Annotated in this window: 13 protein-coding genes and 1 other annotated feature; of the genes, 9 read left to right on the top strand and 4 right to left on the bottom strand. The window is 32.0% G+C overall.

Going from position 1 to position 14,887, the window contains the following annotated elements; genetic code table 11:
• Positions 1–20 precede the first annotated feature (20 nt).
• Positions 21–779, bottom strand: a complete 759-nt coding sequence (locus tag F553_RS0101780) for a YdcF family protein (RefSeq protein WP_008539691.1) — start codon at positions 777–779, stop codon at positions 21–23.
• 93 nt (positions 780–872) lie between these two features.
• Here F553_RS0101780 and F553_RS0101775 point away from each other — a divergent pair, with 93 nt between their 5' ends.
• Positions 873–1,223: a cupin domain-containing protein gene (locus F553_RS0101775; RefSeq protein WP_008539690.1), complete on the top strand. Its 351-nt coding sequence runs from the start codon at positions 873–875 to the stop codon at positions 1,221–1,223.
• Positions 1,224–1,281: 58 nt separating this feature from the next.
• Here the strand turns inward: F553_RS0101775 and F553_RS0101770 are convergent, their stop codons facing one another.
• Positions 1,282–2,607 carry a UDP-glucose dehydrogenase family protein gene (locus tag F553_RS0101770; RefSeq protein WP_018998751.1) on the bottom strand — a complete coding sequence of 442 codons (1,326 nt, stop codon included), beginning with the start codon at positions 2,605–2,607 and terminating at the stop codon, positions 1,282–1,284.
• 177 nt (positions 2,608–2,784) lie between these two features.
• Here F553_RS0101770 and F553_RS0101765 point away from each other — a divergent pair, with 177 nt between their 5' ends.
• From F553_RS0101765 to F553_RS0101745, 5 genes are all read left to right on the top strand, one after another.
• Positions 2,785–3,039, top strand: coding sequence for a TIGR03905 family TSCPD domain-containing protein (locus F553_RS0101765; protein ID WP_008539685.1), 255 nt, complete (start codon positions 2,785–2,787; stop codon positions 3,037–3,039).
• A gap of 22 nt (positions 3,040–3,061) precedes the next feature.
• Positions 3,062–3,832 carry a histidinol-phosphatase HisJ family protein gene (locus tag F553_RS0101760; RefSeq protein WP_018998750.1) on the top strand — a complete coding sequence of 257 codons (771 nt, stop codon included), beginning with the start codon at positions 3,062–3,064 and terminating at the stop codon, positions 3,830–3,832.
• Positions 3,833–3,858: 26 nt separating this feature from the next.
• Positions 3,859–5,055, top strand: a complete 1,197-nt coding sequence (locus F553_RS0101755; RefSeq protein ID WP_018998749.1) for a hypothetical protein — start codon at positions 3,859–3,861, stop codon at positions 5,053–5,055.
• A gap of 54 nt (positions 5,056–5,109) precedes the next feature.
• Positions 5,110–6,075 (top strand): AEC family transporter, encoded by a 966-nt coding sequence (locus tag F553_RS0101750; RefSeq protein WP_008539680.1) that lies wholly within the window; start codon positions 5,110–5,112, stop codon positions 6,073–6,075.
• 143 nt (positions 6,076–6,218) lie between these two features.
• Positions 6,219–7,643 carry an aspartate ammonia-lyase gene (locus tag F553_RS0101745; RefSeq protein ID WP_018998748.1) on the top strand — a complete coding sequence of 475 codons (1,425 nt, stop codon included), beginning with the start codon at positions 6,219–6,221 and terminating at the stop codon, positions 7,641–7,643.
• 43 nt (positions 7,644–7,686) lie between these two features.
• Here F553_RS0101745 and F553_RS0101740 read toward each other — a convergent pair whose 3' ends face one another.
• Complete coding sequence (locus F553_RS0101740) at positions 7,687–8,322, bottom strand: HAD family hydrolase (RefSeq protein ID WP_018998747.1); 636 nt, start codon at positions 8,320–8,322, stop codon at positions 7,687–7,689.
• 215 nt (positions 8,323–8,537) lie between these two features.
• Positions 8,538–8,775: a binding site (T-box leader), on the top strand.
• A 79-nt stretch (positions 8,776–8,854) separates the two neighbouring features.
• Here F553_RS0101740 and aroF point away from each other — a divergent pair.
• Genes aroF through F553_RS0101725 form a run of 3 tightly spaced genes read left to right on the top strand, consistent with a single transcriptional unit; the run spans position 8,855 to position 11,674 of the window.
• Positions 8,855–9,868 carry a 3-deoxy-7-phosphoheptulonate synthase gene (gene aroF, locus F553_RS0101735; RefSeq protein WP_008539677.1) on the top strand — a complete coding sequence of 338 codons (1,014 nt, stop codon included), beginning with the start codon at positions 8,855–8,857 and terminating at the stop codon, positions 9,866–9,868.
• Positions 9,865–10,770 (top strand): prephenate dehydrogenase, encoded by a 906-nt coding sequence (locus F553_RS0101730; protein ID WP_008539676.1) that lies wholly within the window; start codon positions 9,865–9,867, stop codon positions 10,768–10,770. The genes aroF and F553_RS0101730 overlap by 4 nt, the downstream gene beginning before the upstream one ends.
• A 7-nt stretch (positions 10,771–10,777) precedes the next feature.
• The gene (locus F553_RS0101725; protein WP_018998746.1) at positions 10,778–11,674 is read left to right on the top strand and encodes a DMT family transporter; all 897 of its coding nucleotides are present in this window, start codon (positions 10,778–10,780) and stop codon (positions 11,672–11,674) included.
• 63 nt (positions 11,675–11,737) lie between these two features.
• Here the strand turns inward: F553_RS0101725 and lacZ are convergent, their stop codons facing one another.
• Positions 11,738–14,800, bottom strand: a complete 3,063-nt coding sequence (gene lacZ / locus F553_RS0101720; RefSeq protein WP_018998745.1) for a beta-galactosidase, LacZ type — start codon at positions 14,798–14,800, stop codon at positions 11,738–11,740.
• Positions 14,801–14,887: the final 87 nt, after the last annotated feature.

The following is a 14,887-nucleotide window of genomic DNA, read 5'->3' as shown; positions in this document are numbered from 1 at the left end:
TTCAAATGGATTATAGCTATCTATTCTATATATTTAGTTACAAAAGTTCGTAAATTTTCTTGCAGATAAATTGCTGTAAATTCTAAAGCCTGCGATGATGGTGCTAAGCGATTATAGTGAAAAACTTTTTCTTTATTCACCATATAATCGCAAGGATATGGTATTACATCTACACCTAATTTATTAAAATTAACAACTGCTCTTTCCATATGAAAAGCTGATGTTACAAGTAAAGGCTGTTTATACTTTCTTGATTTTAAAATATTAGTACTATACTCTGCATTTTGTGTTGTATTTAAGCTACGATTTTCTAATAAAATCATATCTTCAGATACACCGAGTTCTTTCAAAATGCGTCTGGCAATATCTGCTTCTCTACCACTATCTTCATAAATTTGTCCACCAGATACAATAATTGGTATACCTAATTTCTTCTGTAAGCGAACAGCTGTAAGTAATCGATTTGCTGGTATACTGCATAAAGTCCCTGTTCCAGTAACATCTGGTGTATCGCCTGTAGCTCCACCACCTAAAACAATAATTACATCTGCATTAGGTAAATGTTTTGGTGGGTCATAAGCATCTTCTAATCTACCAATTAACATACTTGCTACATAAGAAGTTGATGCTAAATAAAAAATAAATGTAACAAATGTAATAGCTATTGCTAGTCTTGTTTGTTTTCTTTTTTTACAACAATAAGCTATAAATAAAAATAAAACAAAAAATATACCTGGCGGTAATACCCAACTAGCACCAAATTTTAAAAACTCAATCATAAAATTCCTTTCTTTTCTAATAAATTGTCACAATTTTTTTTAATCTATGATAAAATATTAATAAATAATATTTTATTTTTGGAGGGTTTTACTATGATTTTCACAGAACATGAAATTGTCCGCAAAGAAAAAGCAAATGGTGGTAAAGGTCATATCATTATTGAACATTTACTCACTAAAAACGAATTAAAAGAACAATGCGGTATGTTCGCTCATGTTACTTTAGAGCCAAATTGTTCTTTAGGCTATCATGAACATCACGGTAATGGCGAAGCTTATTATATCACTAAAGGCAGTGGTCTTTACAGTGATAACGGAAATATTATTGAAGTTAAAGCTGGTGATGTTGTCTTCTGTCCAGATGGAGAAGGTCATGGCATCGAAAACACATCTTCTTCTGAAAATCTAGAATTCACAGCTCTTATTATCAATACAGTTAAATAAAAATATTGTAGCTACTAAATTAATCAATTTAGTAGCTACTTTTATTTTAACATAATATTTATTTTCGTACACCAATTTGATAATAATTTAAGCCATGACTTTTTACTGTTTTTGCTTTATAAATATTTCGTCCATCAAAAATATCATTGCCCTTCATTCTTGTAGCAATTTCCATGAAATCTGGACTTTGGAATTCTTTCCATTCAGTAACAATCACTAAAGCATCCACATCATTTAGAGCATCATATTTATTATTTATATAATCTACTTCTACATCTTTAAGATAAAAAGATTTTGCCATATTCATAGCTTGAGGGTCATATGCTTGTACTTTTGCTCCACGTTGTTTCAATTCTTCAATCAATCTAATTGATGGAGCTTCTCTCATATCATCTGTTCCAGGTTTAAAAGCTAATCCCCAGATTGCAATTTTTTTATCACTTAAATCTTCACCTAAAACTTCTGTGATACTATGCACTAATACCATCTTTTGACGAGAATTTACATTTTCTACAGATGATAATAATTCTGGTTCATAATCATGTTCTTTACTTGTTTTAATCAAAGCTTTTACATCTTTAGGGAAACAACTTCCACCATAACCACAACCTGGATTTAAGAAACTATACCCAATGCGAGAATCACTTGCGATGCCTCGTCTTACTTTATTGATATCAGCTCCTACGCGTTCACTGATATTAGCGATTTCATTGATAAAAGAAATCTTAGTAGCAAGCATAGCATTTGCAGCGTATTTTGTGAGTTCTGCACTTTTGATATCCATAGTTACGAAAAATTCACTAGAACGAATAAATGGTTCATATAATTCTTGCATAACTTCTATTGATTTTGCATTTTCAGAGCCAATAACCACTCTATCTGGGTGCATAAAATCTTGGCAAGCATTACCTTCTTTTAAAAATTCAGGATTAGATATAACATCAAATTTTAAATCACTACCGCGTTTATCTAATTCTTCTTGAATTACAGCTTTTACTTTATCTCCAGTCCCCACTGGTACTGTTGATTTATCCACGATATACATATCATGAATCATATATTGACCGATTTCACGTGCTGCATTCATCACATATTGTAAATCAGCACTGCCATCTTCGCCCATAGGTGTTCCCACTGCAATAAAACAAATATCACTTTCTTTTAAAGCTTCTTTTATATCAGTTGTGAATTTCAAATTGCCTCGCTGTTGAGCTGATTTTACCATTTGTTCTAGACCTGGCTCATATATAGGAATTATTCCCTTTTTCAAATTTTCAATTTTTTGCTCTGCCACATCAACGCAAATAACATTATTTCCTGTAGCGGCAAAACAAGTTCCTGTAACAAGTCCTACATAACCTGTTCCTATCATTGCAACTTTCATTAATATTTACACCTCTATATATAAAATCGCTCACAAATTTATTTATACTTAGTATATTTTGCCTTATTTATATCTAAATATCAAGAAATTATTTACAAATAACGAATTGTCATTTTATAATAATACAAATAATAATAAACAATATATATACTATAAAATAAAGGATTGTGATTTTCTATGAAAAAATTTTCTTATACAACTTCTGGTACTTGTTCAAAACTTATAAATTTCAGCCTTGATGAAAACAATATCATTCATGATGTAGAGTTCATCGGTGGTTGTAACGGAAATCTTCAAGGTATCAGCAAGTTAATCGAAGGTCAATCTGCTCAAAATGTCATTGATAAATGTCAAGGTATACATTGTGGTATGCGTCCTACTTCTTGCCCTGATCAATTATCTAGAGCTTTAAGTGAAGCTATTCAAAAATAATAAATTATAAAGGGTGATTTTTATGCTTTTTGATACTCATCTGCATACAAAATTTTCTGCTGACTCTAAAATGTCTATCGAAGATGCCATCTTAAGTGCTAAACAACAAAATATAGGCTTAGTACTCACAGAACATTTAGATTATGATTTTCCTGGTGATGATATCTATGAGTTTAACCCCCAACAATATTTTCAAGAATATTCTAGCTACCAATCAAAAACACTTTATTTAGGTGTAGAAGTTGGTATGCAAGAACATACTCTCATTCAAAGTAAAAAATTTGTCGAAAGTGCTCCTTTTGACCAAGTTATTTGCTCATTGCATTTATTAGATGGTAAAGATTTATTTTATGAATCCTGTTATACTGAAGATAAGCATACTGTATATCTAAACTATTTAAACACAATGATAAAATTAATCAAACAACATGATTTCGCTAATATACTAGGTCATGTAGATTATATTTGTCGTTATGCTTCATATGCCAAAAAAGATATTTGCTATGAAGAATTCCATGACACTATTGATACTCTTTGGCAGACAATCATTGACAAAGGTATTGTGCCTGAACTAAATACTAGACGTTTTGATAACTCTAATAATATATCTATTTTATTAAAATTATATGAACGCTATGCTATGCTTGGTGGTAAATATGTAAGTATAGGCTCTGATGCACATAAACCAGAAAATATAGGTTTTGCCTTTAAAGAAGCTTATGCATTACTTGATAGATTAAATTTACAACCAGTATATTTTGTCAATCGTCAAATGCAACTCAGTAAAATTTAAAATAAACATTAGAAAGAAGGGTTTGTATGTCCTTAAAAAAAGCTATTTCTACAGGATTATGTATTTCTTTACTATTTACATCTGGAACTCCTGCTCTAGCTGGCAGTTTAAATAGTACAAATACAGCTCAGCCTCCATCTTATAATTATAATGTCTTAGACTCTACTAATCTCCAATCAAAATTATTATTAGTTGAGCAATCTGTATATGGACAAGAGCAAACAGGTGCCCTATTAGATAGAATTAGTCGCCTAGAAACAGATTTTTATGGTAAAACATCTAGTTCTAAAACAGCGCTTAGCGACCGTATAAATACATTATATTCCACTATGTTTGATAATAGCGTTCGTCCTTCTGCTATCACACAAATGAATGGTATTGAATGGTTTTTAAGTCGCCATGTTTCCATAAAATCTATTACTGATAGATTAACTACATTAGAAACTCAAATCTATGGTAAACCAATAACTGGTACATTACAAAAACGTATGAATGATTTGGCTATGCTTGCTTATGGCAATTCAGATACTAAAACACCACTTGTAGCCACTACTATTCCTGTAGATACATTAGTTAAAATAAAATTAGTTACACCACTCAATACAGAAACTTCTAAAGTTGGTGATAAAGTAAAATTCCAAGCAGCTGAAGATGTTATTTATAATGGTCAATTAATCATTGCAGCAGGTGCTCCTGGTGAAGGTGTTGTCACTAAAGTAAAAAGCGCTAGAAACTTCGGTCGCAATGGTGAAATTGATGTAGACTTCCAACAAATTCAAGCATTTGATGGAACATATATTCAAACAACTTTAGGTGATAAAGCAAAAAAAGAAATTGAAAACTTAGCTATGGCTGCTGGTGCAAGTATAGCAGGTATTGCTCTTTTAGGACCAATAGGTATTGTCGGCGGAATTTTCGTCAATGGTAAAGATATCGACTTACCTACAGGTACAGAATCCTATATTCAAACTAAAACAGCAACTAATATCTATGCTATTCAAACAAATTTAGATGATAATTTCAAAGTAAATACACCGCCAATTACTGAAGAAGAATCCAACTCTAGCTCAACAGATACTTCATCTAATTCAGATGTTAATACTTCTACATCTACAACTACAGAAAACAATTATTCTTCCAGTAGTACAGATTATAATACAAATACTTCATCTTCAAATAATGATATTTCTGCAGAAAACAATATTTATGATTATGAATATTAATTTTTTATAGAGACCAGATAATATCTGGTCTCTTTTTCTAAGGAGGATTTTATTTTGGACGAGGCTCAACTTCGCTTTCTATTTGTATTTACAGATTTAATTGCTCCACTTGTTGCCGGTTATTTATGTTATCGCTATCAAGTAATCACACAAGATTTTTGTAATAAACTTATAAAAATCAATATTCGTTTAGTCGTTTCCATCTTATCTTTTTTAAGCTTTTGGACTTTAAAAATAAGCACAGATTTATTATGGCTTCCTTTATTTGGTTTTTTAGCCTGCATTATTCCTGGATTGATTGCCAAATATACATTTGCTTCTAGTTATAAAAATCTAAATGACCGCGGTGCTTATATGATGGCATCTATGCTATCTAATATTGGTACTTTATCTGGTCTATGTGCTTTTATAGTTTATGGTATTCAAGGCTTTGCCTATCTTCAAATTGTAGCCATGTTCCAAACTTTATTTACATTAAGCGTATGCTTTCCTTTAGCCAATTATTATCATTCAAAAGCTAGCCGTAGACATCATCAAAAAAATCAAATCAGCATTCGCAAATTATTATTCAATCTCAATCAATTACCAGTTTTAGCAATGATTATCGGTTTTTGTTTAGCTTTAAAAAATATCCCTACACCACAAATTGGTTATGATATTTTTAATTATTTAGTACATATAGGTGCTTGGGCAGGTCTATTTCCTGTTGGTTATATCACTAGATTTGATAAAGCCAAATATTTTTTACGCAAAACAAGCGATATCATTGTAGTAAAATTCGTTGTACTTCCTTTAATCGCTTATTTTGTTGTAATCTATCTTTTCAACGACCCTATTTTAATTGGCAGTATGATTATCGCTTTTTCTGCTCCAACTGCAATCAATGCTGTACTTGCTTGTAGCATATATAAATTAAATGTAAACATCGCTATTTCTTCATTTCTCTCCACGACAATCATCTTCTTACTCATAATATTTCCTCTATATTTCTTTGTAATTAAAGATTTAATCATACCTTAATCAATAATAAAAAAGTAAATAAGTAGTTTATAACTACTTATTAAAAATAATTTTAAGAAAATTTATTTTTGTCTTTACATGTACATTGTATACATGATACAATGTACATGTAAAGAAGATAAATTTTCGCGGAGGCGATTTAAATGCGTATAGAACATGATTTTTTAGGTGAACTTGAAGTTCCTGATAATGCTTATTATGGTGTACAAAGTCTTAGAGGTTCTCATAATTTTAACATCACTGGACAAAAACTAGATTCCGATTTTATCATCGCACTTGCTATGGTAAAAAAAGCTGCTGCTATGGCAAATTTAAAAACAGCTCGTCTTGACAGTAAAATTGCAAAAGCTTTAATAGCAGCTGCTGATGAAATTATTGATGGAAAATTACATGATAATTTCATTGTTGACCCTATTCAAGGTGGTGCTGGTACTTCCATCAATATGAATATGAATGAAGTACTTTGTAATCGTGCCTTAGAAATTATTGGAGAGAAAAAAGGACGTTATGATATTATTTCTCCAAATAATCATGCTAATATGGCTCAATCTACAAATGATGCATTTCCTACAGCTATAAAATTATGTATTATTTTAAAATCTCGTAAATTAAAAATTGCTTTAAAACGTTTATCTTGGGAATTAGAACGTAAAGCTCAAGAATTTAAAGATATTCTCAAAATGGGTAGAACACATCTCCAAGATGCTGTGCCTATTACTTTAGGGCAGGAAATGTCTGCTTATGCTTCTGGTGTAAATCGCGGTTTACGTCGTATTGAACATGCTTTAATCAATTTACACTATATCAACATGGGCGGAACAGCTATCGGCACTGGATTAAATGCTGAACCTAACTACATTCCTGAAGTTGCTAAAATTTTATCTGTATTAGCTGAAGAAGATTTCCATGTAGCTGAAAATTTAATTGATGCTACTAATAATACAGATGGATTTGCTGATATGTCTTCTGCTTTAAAAAATACAGCACTTATGCTCATAAAAATAGCAAATGATTTCCGTTTAATGGCTTCTGGCCCTCGTTGCGGTTTAAATGAATTAAAATTACCAGCTCGTCAACCAGGTTCTTCCATCATGCCAGGAAAAGTAAATCCTGTTATCGCTGAAGTTTTAAATCAGACTTGCTACCAAATCATCGGCAATGATACTGCTATCTGCCTTGCTGTTGAAAATGGTCAATTTGAATTAAATGTTATGGAACCTGTAATTGCATTTAACATCTTTAATTCCTTAAAATATATGACAAATGCTGTTAATACTTTTGTTGATAATCTCTTAATCGATTTAGAAGCTAATAAAGAACAATGCTACACTTGGCTCAATCATAGTGTTGGTACAATCACAGCATTACTTCCTCATATTGGCTATGAAAATGCTTCTATGATCGCTAAAGAAGCTTATCAAACTAATAAACCTGTACGTGAAATCATCTTAAGTAAAAATCTATTAACTGAAGAAGAATTAGATATTATCTTATCTCCAAGTGAAATGACTCGTCCTGGTATCGCTGGTGATAAATTATTAAAAGAAAATCTTCAAAAAAGAGCTTAGTATAAAAATTACCCCTAGTAATAAAATTTACTAGGGGTTTATTTTATTTTGTATTTATTTTTGCCATTAATAATGGTAATTCTTTAATATCATTGATTGTATAAGCCGGATTTTCCACTTTACCAAAACCATAACTTGCAAAAATCATAGGAATGTTTGCCATTTCGCAAGCTTCAAAATCGCCTTGTGTATCTCCTACATAAATAGCTTCATCTATATTATTTTTTTTCATCAATAATTTAATAGTTTCGCCCTTATGCAATCCTGTATCACCATAACATAAATGGTCTTTTACTTTATCTGTAATATTTGCATATCTTAAAGTTGTTTCGATATAACCTACCTGACAATTGCTTACGACATATAAATTATAATCTTTCGCTAATTCATTTAAAGTATCAATAACACCATCATAAAAAACACCTGAATGTTTTTCTAAATAAGCATCTTCATAATCATAACAAGCTTGACAAACTTCAGCACGTTTTTCATCATCTAAAGTAGGCAACATAAGTCTACCAATTTCATCCATGGTTTTACCGAATAATTTTTTTAATTTATCGCCATCTAAATTTGCTTTAATTCCTGCTTTTTCCCAAATAGCTTCATTCCAACTTTCAGCTACTACATCAGTAGAATCCCACAAAGTACCATCAATATCAAAAATAATATTTTTCATAGAAATCTCCTTATTATAAAAGTATTTATTTCCATTTTAAGAAAAATCTTAAAATTAATCAACAATAATTTATCTAAAAAAGAAGACTTTTATTTTAATTATAAACACGAATAGATAATAAAAAGTATACTATTTACAACTATACAATTATAAAATCATCTTTATAAAAATAGTATTGACAAAAAAAGATTTTATGTTTATAGTATTAGACAAAGACAAATGCAATGAACAGGAAAAGTATATTTGTGAAGTTTTCAGAGAGTTATGGTTTGGTGCGACATAATAATATAGCAAATAGAAATACACCTGTGAGCTACTGGCTGAACATTTATTTAGTAGGCTTAGTCGGAATGCCACCGTTATCATAGGCTAGGGTATGTTAGTACCTGAATAAAGTGGCTTGCTAATAGCAAGAAGGGTGGTACCACGGGTTAATTACAGCTCGTCCCTATTTTAGGGACGAGCTTTTTTGCATTTATTTTTAAATAATAAAACTACTCAATTACTTAGCAATTTAGGAGGAATATATATTATGATTATCGTTATGAAACCAGAGGCTACAACTGCTGAATTAGAGGCTGTAAAAAATAAAATTACTGATGCAGGTTTAAATTTTCACCTTTCTCAAGGTTCTTCTCGTACTATCGTAGGTGTTATTGGTGATAAGAAAAAAATTGCTACACTACAAATGAATAGTTTTGGTGGTGTAGAAAAAACTGTTTCCATCACTGAAAAATATAAATTAGTAAGCCGTGATTTTAAAAAAGAGGATAGCATTATTGATGTAAATGGTGTTAAAATTGGTGGTGGTCATCTCGCTATCATGTCTGGCCCTTGTGCTGTTGAAAGCAAAGAACAATTGCTTGAAGCTGCTAAAGCTGTAAAAGCTTGTGGCGCACAATTTTTACGCGGTGGTGCATTTAAACCTCGTACTTCTCCATATGATTTCCAAGGATTAGCTGAAGAAGGTTTAAAAATGCTTCGTGAAGTAGCTGATGAAGTAGGTCTTAATGTTGTAACTGAAATCGTAAATATCAACGATTTAGATATGATTTGCAAATACGCTGATATGCTTCAAATCGGTGCTCGCAATATGCAAAACTTCCAATTATTAAAAGAAGTAGGTCATACAAATAAACCTGTACTTTTAAAACGCGGTCTTAGTGCTACAATTAGTGAATGGTTAAATGCTGCAGAATACATCGCTAGCGGTGGTAATTACAATATCGTACTTTGCGAACGTGGTATTAGAACATATGAAACATTCACTCGTAATACTTTAGATTTAAGTGCTGTAGCTGCTGTTAAAGAATTATCTCATTTGCCTATCATCGTAGACCCAAGTCATGGTACTGGTCGTTGGCAAATGGTTCGCCCTATGGCTCGTGCTGCTATCGCTGCTGGTGCTGATGGCTTAATGATTGAAGTACATCCACATCCTGAAGTAGCTCTAAGCGATGGCGACCAATCACTTAAACCAGATAATTTTGCAGTTGTTATGCAGGAAGTTCGTCAGATTGCACAAATGATGGGGAAAACATTATGAATACAGAAAAAACACCAAAATTACATTTAGCCATTTTAGGTGTAGGTCTTATCGGTGGTGCTTTCGGTATGGCATTAAAAGATAAATTACAAGATGATATCTTCATCACTGGTAATACTCGCACTGAAAAATCTTTACATGAAGCAAAAGCTTTAAAGGCAATTGATGAAGGTTTTTTAGACCCAATAGAATGTGTACAAGGTGCTGATATTATTTACCTCAGCACTCCTGTACTACAAATTGTACCTTTAGTAAAAAAAATATTACCACATTTAAAACCAGGTGCAATTTTAACAGATGCAGGCAGTACAAAATCCTTCATTGCCAAACAAATCATGGATTTACTTCCTGAAAATATTTATTATGTAGCTGGTCATCCTATGACAGGACGTGAAAAAAGCGGTGTAACAGCTGCTCATAAAGATTTATTTAATAATAAATGTTATGTAATCGTCAAAGATACAGGTGCTCCAGCCAAAGTAGTTGAAAAAATCGTCAATCTAATAAAATTAACTAATGCTAATATTACAACTCTAACTTTAGAAGAACATGACAGATGTGCTTCTATCATCAGTCATATTCCTCATATTACAGCAGCTGCACTAGTTAATCTTTTAGATAAAAACCCTAACGATTTAGAATCTTGCATCACTCTTGCTGGTGGTGGATTTAAAGATACTACGCGCATTGCTTCCTCTAATGCTGATATGTGGGCAGATATATGTATCTCTAACAGTGAGCCTATTATCGAACATCTATCACAACTTCAATCACTACTAAGCGGAGTAATCACTTCTATTGCCAAAAAAGACCGCCAAGCCATTCATGATTATTTTGTTGAATCAAAAACAAGACGCGATATGATACTAGAAGAAACAAAGGACAAATATGATTTAATTTAGGTGAAAAATGCAACACAAAGCTTATAGTTTTCTAATTATCGCTTGTCTTCTATGGGGATTTCAACCTGTTACTATAAAAATAGTAACGCAAGAAATGAATATCTTAACGATAATTCCTCTTAGATTTCTTATTGTCAGTATAATCTTATTCATTATCATGAAAATAACAAATGAAAAAAATTTTTTACCACCAAAAAAATGTCTATTAACTTTATGTTTAATGGGCTTTTTTGGTATTACAGTAAGTAATGGTATTCAATTCACAGGACTGCAATATTCCTCTGTTGGTAATATGACATTAATCAGTACTACAGCTCCTGTCATCACTGTTATTTTAGCTAGAATTTTTCTTAATGAACGCTTAAATTTAATTCAAATAATAGGTATAATAATTTCTTTTTTTGGTACCTTATACCTATTGAGTGGAGGTACGCTTTCCACATTTACCCAAATGAATTTTAACAAAGGAGATATTTATTTCTTCATCGGTGAAGTAGCTTGGGTCATATATATTTTACTTAGTATTCCTATACTCAAAAAAATATCAGTATTATCAGCCACTGCTTGGTCTGGATTGTTCGGCTCTATTTTAACAGCACTATTTGCCCACTATAGTGTAGGCTTACAAATAGTGCCATTATCCACTCTTGGTATTTATTCATTCTTATTTATCATTTTAGGTGGCGGTATAACTGCTATGATTTGCTGGAATTTAGGCACTAAAAAAGTAGGAGCTAGTAATTCTGCTATATTTTTGAATTTATTACCTGTAGTAGGTATTATTTCTGCATATTTTACCTTGAATGAACCGATTACTCTGCAAAAAATTTTAAGTGGTATCTTTATTATTTTAGGCGTATATATAACGACTCATAGCCACAAATTTATCAAGAAATCTAACTAAAAGAAAAAGACGATATCAAGATGATTTTTCATCAAGATATCGTCTTTTTTTATTTAGATTTTATTAAATACCTTTAAATTCAAAGGAGAAGTGTTTATCTTCATTTTTTGTAATATATTCATCAAGAGTAGGTGCACCCCAAGAATCATCACCGCCAACACCGTACATACCAGCAGAAGCTCTGAGAACTGTATGATGTGGTCTAGCTAAATCATAATGATGTCTAGCATTTTCAAGTTCATGTGGATTATATGGAAGAGCGGAAGCTTCAAATGGAGTTGCAGAGGAAATTCTAACACCTCTACCACGTCTATCTGTTACTTCAAACCAACGAACATCACAGTGGTTTCCACATTCTTGTGGTACTAAATATGGCTGGATTTCATCTTGTGTTGTAGTAGTGAAGATGCCTAATTTGCCACCTTCTTTACGGTCGATATAATTATCACATGGACCTAAACCATAGTATTTGATTTGGTCATAATCAACTGGAAGTGTAAAGAGCATACCAAAATCAGGAATAGCAGGAAGACCTTCTACTTTTTTGTAATCCATATCAACTTTAACAACGCCATCACCTGTAACAGTATAAGTTACTACTACATGAGCTACTGGTCTTGTTGCGAGTTCATAAGTATATTTTACAGTTGCAGATTCAGTACCATTTTCAGATACTTGCATATCTACACATTTAGTGTACATACTTGCTAATTTCCATTGAGCTGTATCAAATGGCATACCGCAACCATTATCATTGTCGATAGGTGCTCTCCAGAAATTCATTTTAGGGAATTCTTCAATGAGTTCTACACCATTATATTTATAAGAAGTAAGCATTTTTCTATCAGCAGAGAACATAACGCTGAAGCCTTCGCCTTTTACGCCAATATTGAAATCGGATTTAACGACTTTAATTGGAGCTACTGCTTTTTTATCTGCTTTGCCTTCTTTTGTGAATACATATTGACCGAAAGCTACTTCATGACCACAATTTGCCCAAATAGTTGCTTGTTTTAATACTAAAGAAGCTGTAACTACATATTCACCTGCGCCAAATGTAGGTAATGTATAAGCCACTTCACCTGTTTGACCTGCATTGATATCAGCAGTTAATTTTTTCTGCCAAACATTTTTACCATTTTTAGCTAAAACAATAATTAAATCATAATCACTTGTATTTGTGAATAAAGATTTATTGATGATTTTTACACTAGTTTCACTTGGAACGAGTGTGAAGTTTTGATAATTGAATTTAACTTCTTGTAATTTAGAAGTTGGTGCATGGTCTGCAAATACGATACCATTACCAGAGAAGTTATAATCACATGGTCTATCGCCAAAATCGCCACCATAATTCATTACATCATTGCCATATAAATCTCTGGTCCAGATAGCTTGGTCTGCAAAGTCCCAAATAAATCCGCCTTGATATAATGGTTCTTCATCAGTTAAATCAGTGTATTTATGCATACCACCATTACTGTTACCCATAGAATGAGTATATTCACAGCAAATAAATGGTTTTTCTCTATATTTAGATAAGAATTCTTTTATCTGTGCTACTTTTGTATACATCTGGCTTTCCATGTCGCTTGTGCCATCATAACGACGTTCATCAGGCATAGCCACCAATACCATTTTTCCGCTTGCTTCATTAACGCGGTCCCAGCAAATGCTTTCATAGTGAACTAAACGAGATGGGTCAGCTTTACGGAAGTATTCAGACATATCATAGATATTTTTACCACCATAAGATTCATTACCACAAGACCAAATAATGATACTAGCATGGTTTTTATCACGTTCAAGCATGGATTTTGCTCTATCCAATACAGCTTCATGCCAATGTGGATGATCATTTGGTACAGTGTTTTTATCACAGCGTACACTTCCGCGAATTTGCCAAGAACCATGTGTTTCCATATTTGTTTCATCAATTACATAGAAACCATAGATATCGCAAAGTTCATATAATTTACTGTTATTTGGATAGTGAGATGTTCTGATAGCATTGATATTATTTAATTTCATAATATCTAAATCATGAGCGATTTTACTTTCAGGAATAGCACGACCATAGTAACAATCGAATTCATGGCGGTTAACACCTTTAAATACAATGCGTTTACCATTGATTTTCATGATATTGCCGTCCATTTTAAATTCTCTAAAACCAATGTTTTGTGGAATGATTTCTACTACATTATCATTTTCATCTTTTACAGTGAAAGTAGCTTTATAAAGATTTGGATATTCTGCACTCCAAAGTTTTACGTTTTCAACATCTGCTGTAAATACGCTTGTAGCACCTGTAATTTCTTGAACTGTATCAATTACTACATTTTCTTCATTATCTACTAATTTAACTGCTAATTTTTTAGCATTTTCATTATTCCATTTGAAATCAATAGATAATTTACCATCTTTATAATCATTGCAAGGAGTTGCATGAATGAATAAATCATCAACATGAACTTGTGGTTTTGTATAAAGATATACATCGCGATAAATACCGCTAAAGCGCCAGAAATCTTGGTCTTCAAGCCAGCTAGCAGAGCTGAAACGATAAACCTGTACTGCTAATTTATTTTCGCCTTTAACGAGATAAGGTGTTAAATCAAATTCTGATGGTGTACAGCTATCTTCGCTATAACCTACAAATTTGCCATTGAGCCATAAAGCCATTGCACTATCTACGCCCTGGAAAGATACAAATACTTCATTCCAGCCTTGTGGCACTGTAAAATATTTTACATAAGATGCGATTGGATTATTTTCTGTAGGAATTTCGCCTTCGTTTAATTCTTCATGACCGTCCCAAGGATAAGCTACATTTGTATATTGAGGTTTGCCGTAACCTTCCATTTGAATATGTGCTGGAACACGAATTGTATCCCAAATTTTGCAGTTATAATCTGCTTTTTCAAAACCTTCAATACGAGATGCTAAATTTTTTGCATAAGAGAAATACCATAATCCATTTAAAGATTGACGCATGGACATTTCTTCATTGAGCATTTCTTCTTCATTAGCATAATAATGATGATCGCTATGTGCAGGTAGACGATTATCTGCAAAATATGTTGAGTCTGCCAATTTACTTATGTCGAAAATTTTTTGTTCCATAAAATATCCTCCTAAAAATTCTTATTACTTTGTTATTTCTATATAAGTATTAAAAAACCTTGCATCTAATTTAAATAAATTATTATA

This window comes from Megamonas rupellensis DSM 19944, assembly GCF_000378365.1.
Classification (GTDB): Bacteria; Bacillota; Negativicutes; order Selenomonadales; family Selenomonadaceae; genus Megamonas; species Megamonas funiformis.
Note: the sequence above shows the minus strand (reverse complement) of the source record. Positions and strands in the feature narration are given on the sequence as shown.

Bases quoted from the DNA above. Each gene is read 5' to 3' on its own strand.
- F553_RS0101780 (WP_008539691.1), bottom strand. From the start codon at position 779: ATGATTGAGTTTTTAAAATTTGGTGCTAGTTGGGTATTACCGCCAGGT.
- F553_RS0101775 (WP_008539690.1), top strand. From the start codon at position 873: ATGATTTTCACAGAACATGAAATTGTCCGCAAAGAAAAAGCAAATGGT.
- F553_RS0101770 (WP_018998751.1), bottom strand. From the start codon at position 2,607: ATGAAAGTTGCAATGATAGGAACAGGTTATGTAGGACTTGTTACAGGA.
- F553_RS0101765 (WP_008539685.1), top strand. From the start codon at position 2,785: ATGAAAAAATTTTCTTATACAACTTCTGGTACTTGTTCAAAACTTATA.
- F553_RS0101760 (WP_018998750.1), top strand. From the start codon at position 3,062: ATGCTTTTTGATACTCATCTGCATACAAAATTTTCTGCTGACTCTAAA.
- F553_RS0101755 (WP_018998749.1), top strand. From the start codon at position 3,859: ATGTCCTTAAAAAAAGCTATTTCTACAGGATTATGTATTTCTTTACTA.
- F553_RS0101745 (WP_018998748.1), top strand. From the start codon at position 6,219: ATGCGTATAGAACATGATTTTTTAGGTGAACTTGAAGTTCCTGATAAT.
- F553_RS0101740 (WP_018998747.1), bottom strand. From the start codon at position 8,322: ATGAAAAATATTATTTTTGATATTGATGGTACTTTGTGGGATTCTACT.
- aroF (WP_008539677.1), top strand. From the start codon at position 8,855: ATGATTATCGTTATGAAACCAGAGGCTACAACTGCTGAATTAGAGGCT.
- F553_RS0101730 (WP_008539676.1), top strand. From the start codon at position 9,865: ATGAATACAGAAAAAACACCAAAATTACATTTAGCCATTTTAGGTGTA.
- F553_RS0101725 (WP_018998746.1), top strand. From the start codon at position 10,778: ATGCAACACAAAGCTTATAGTTTTCTAATTATCGCTTGTCTTCTATGG.
- lacZ (WP_018998745.1), bottom strand. From the start codon at position 14,800: ATGGAACAAAAAATTTTCGACATAAGTAAATTGGCAGACTCAACATAT.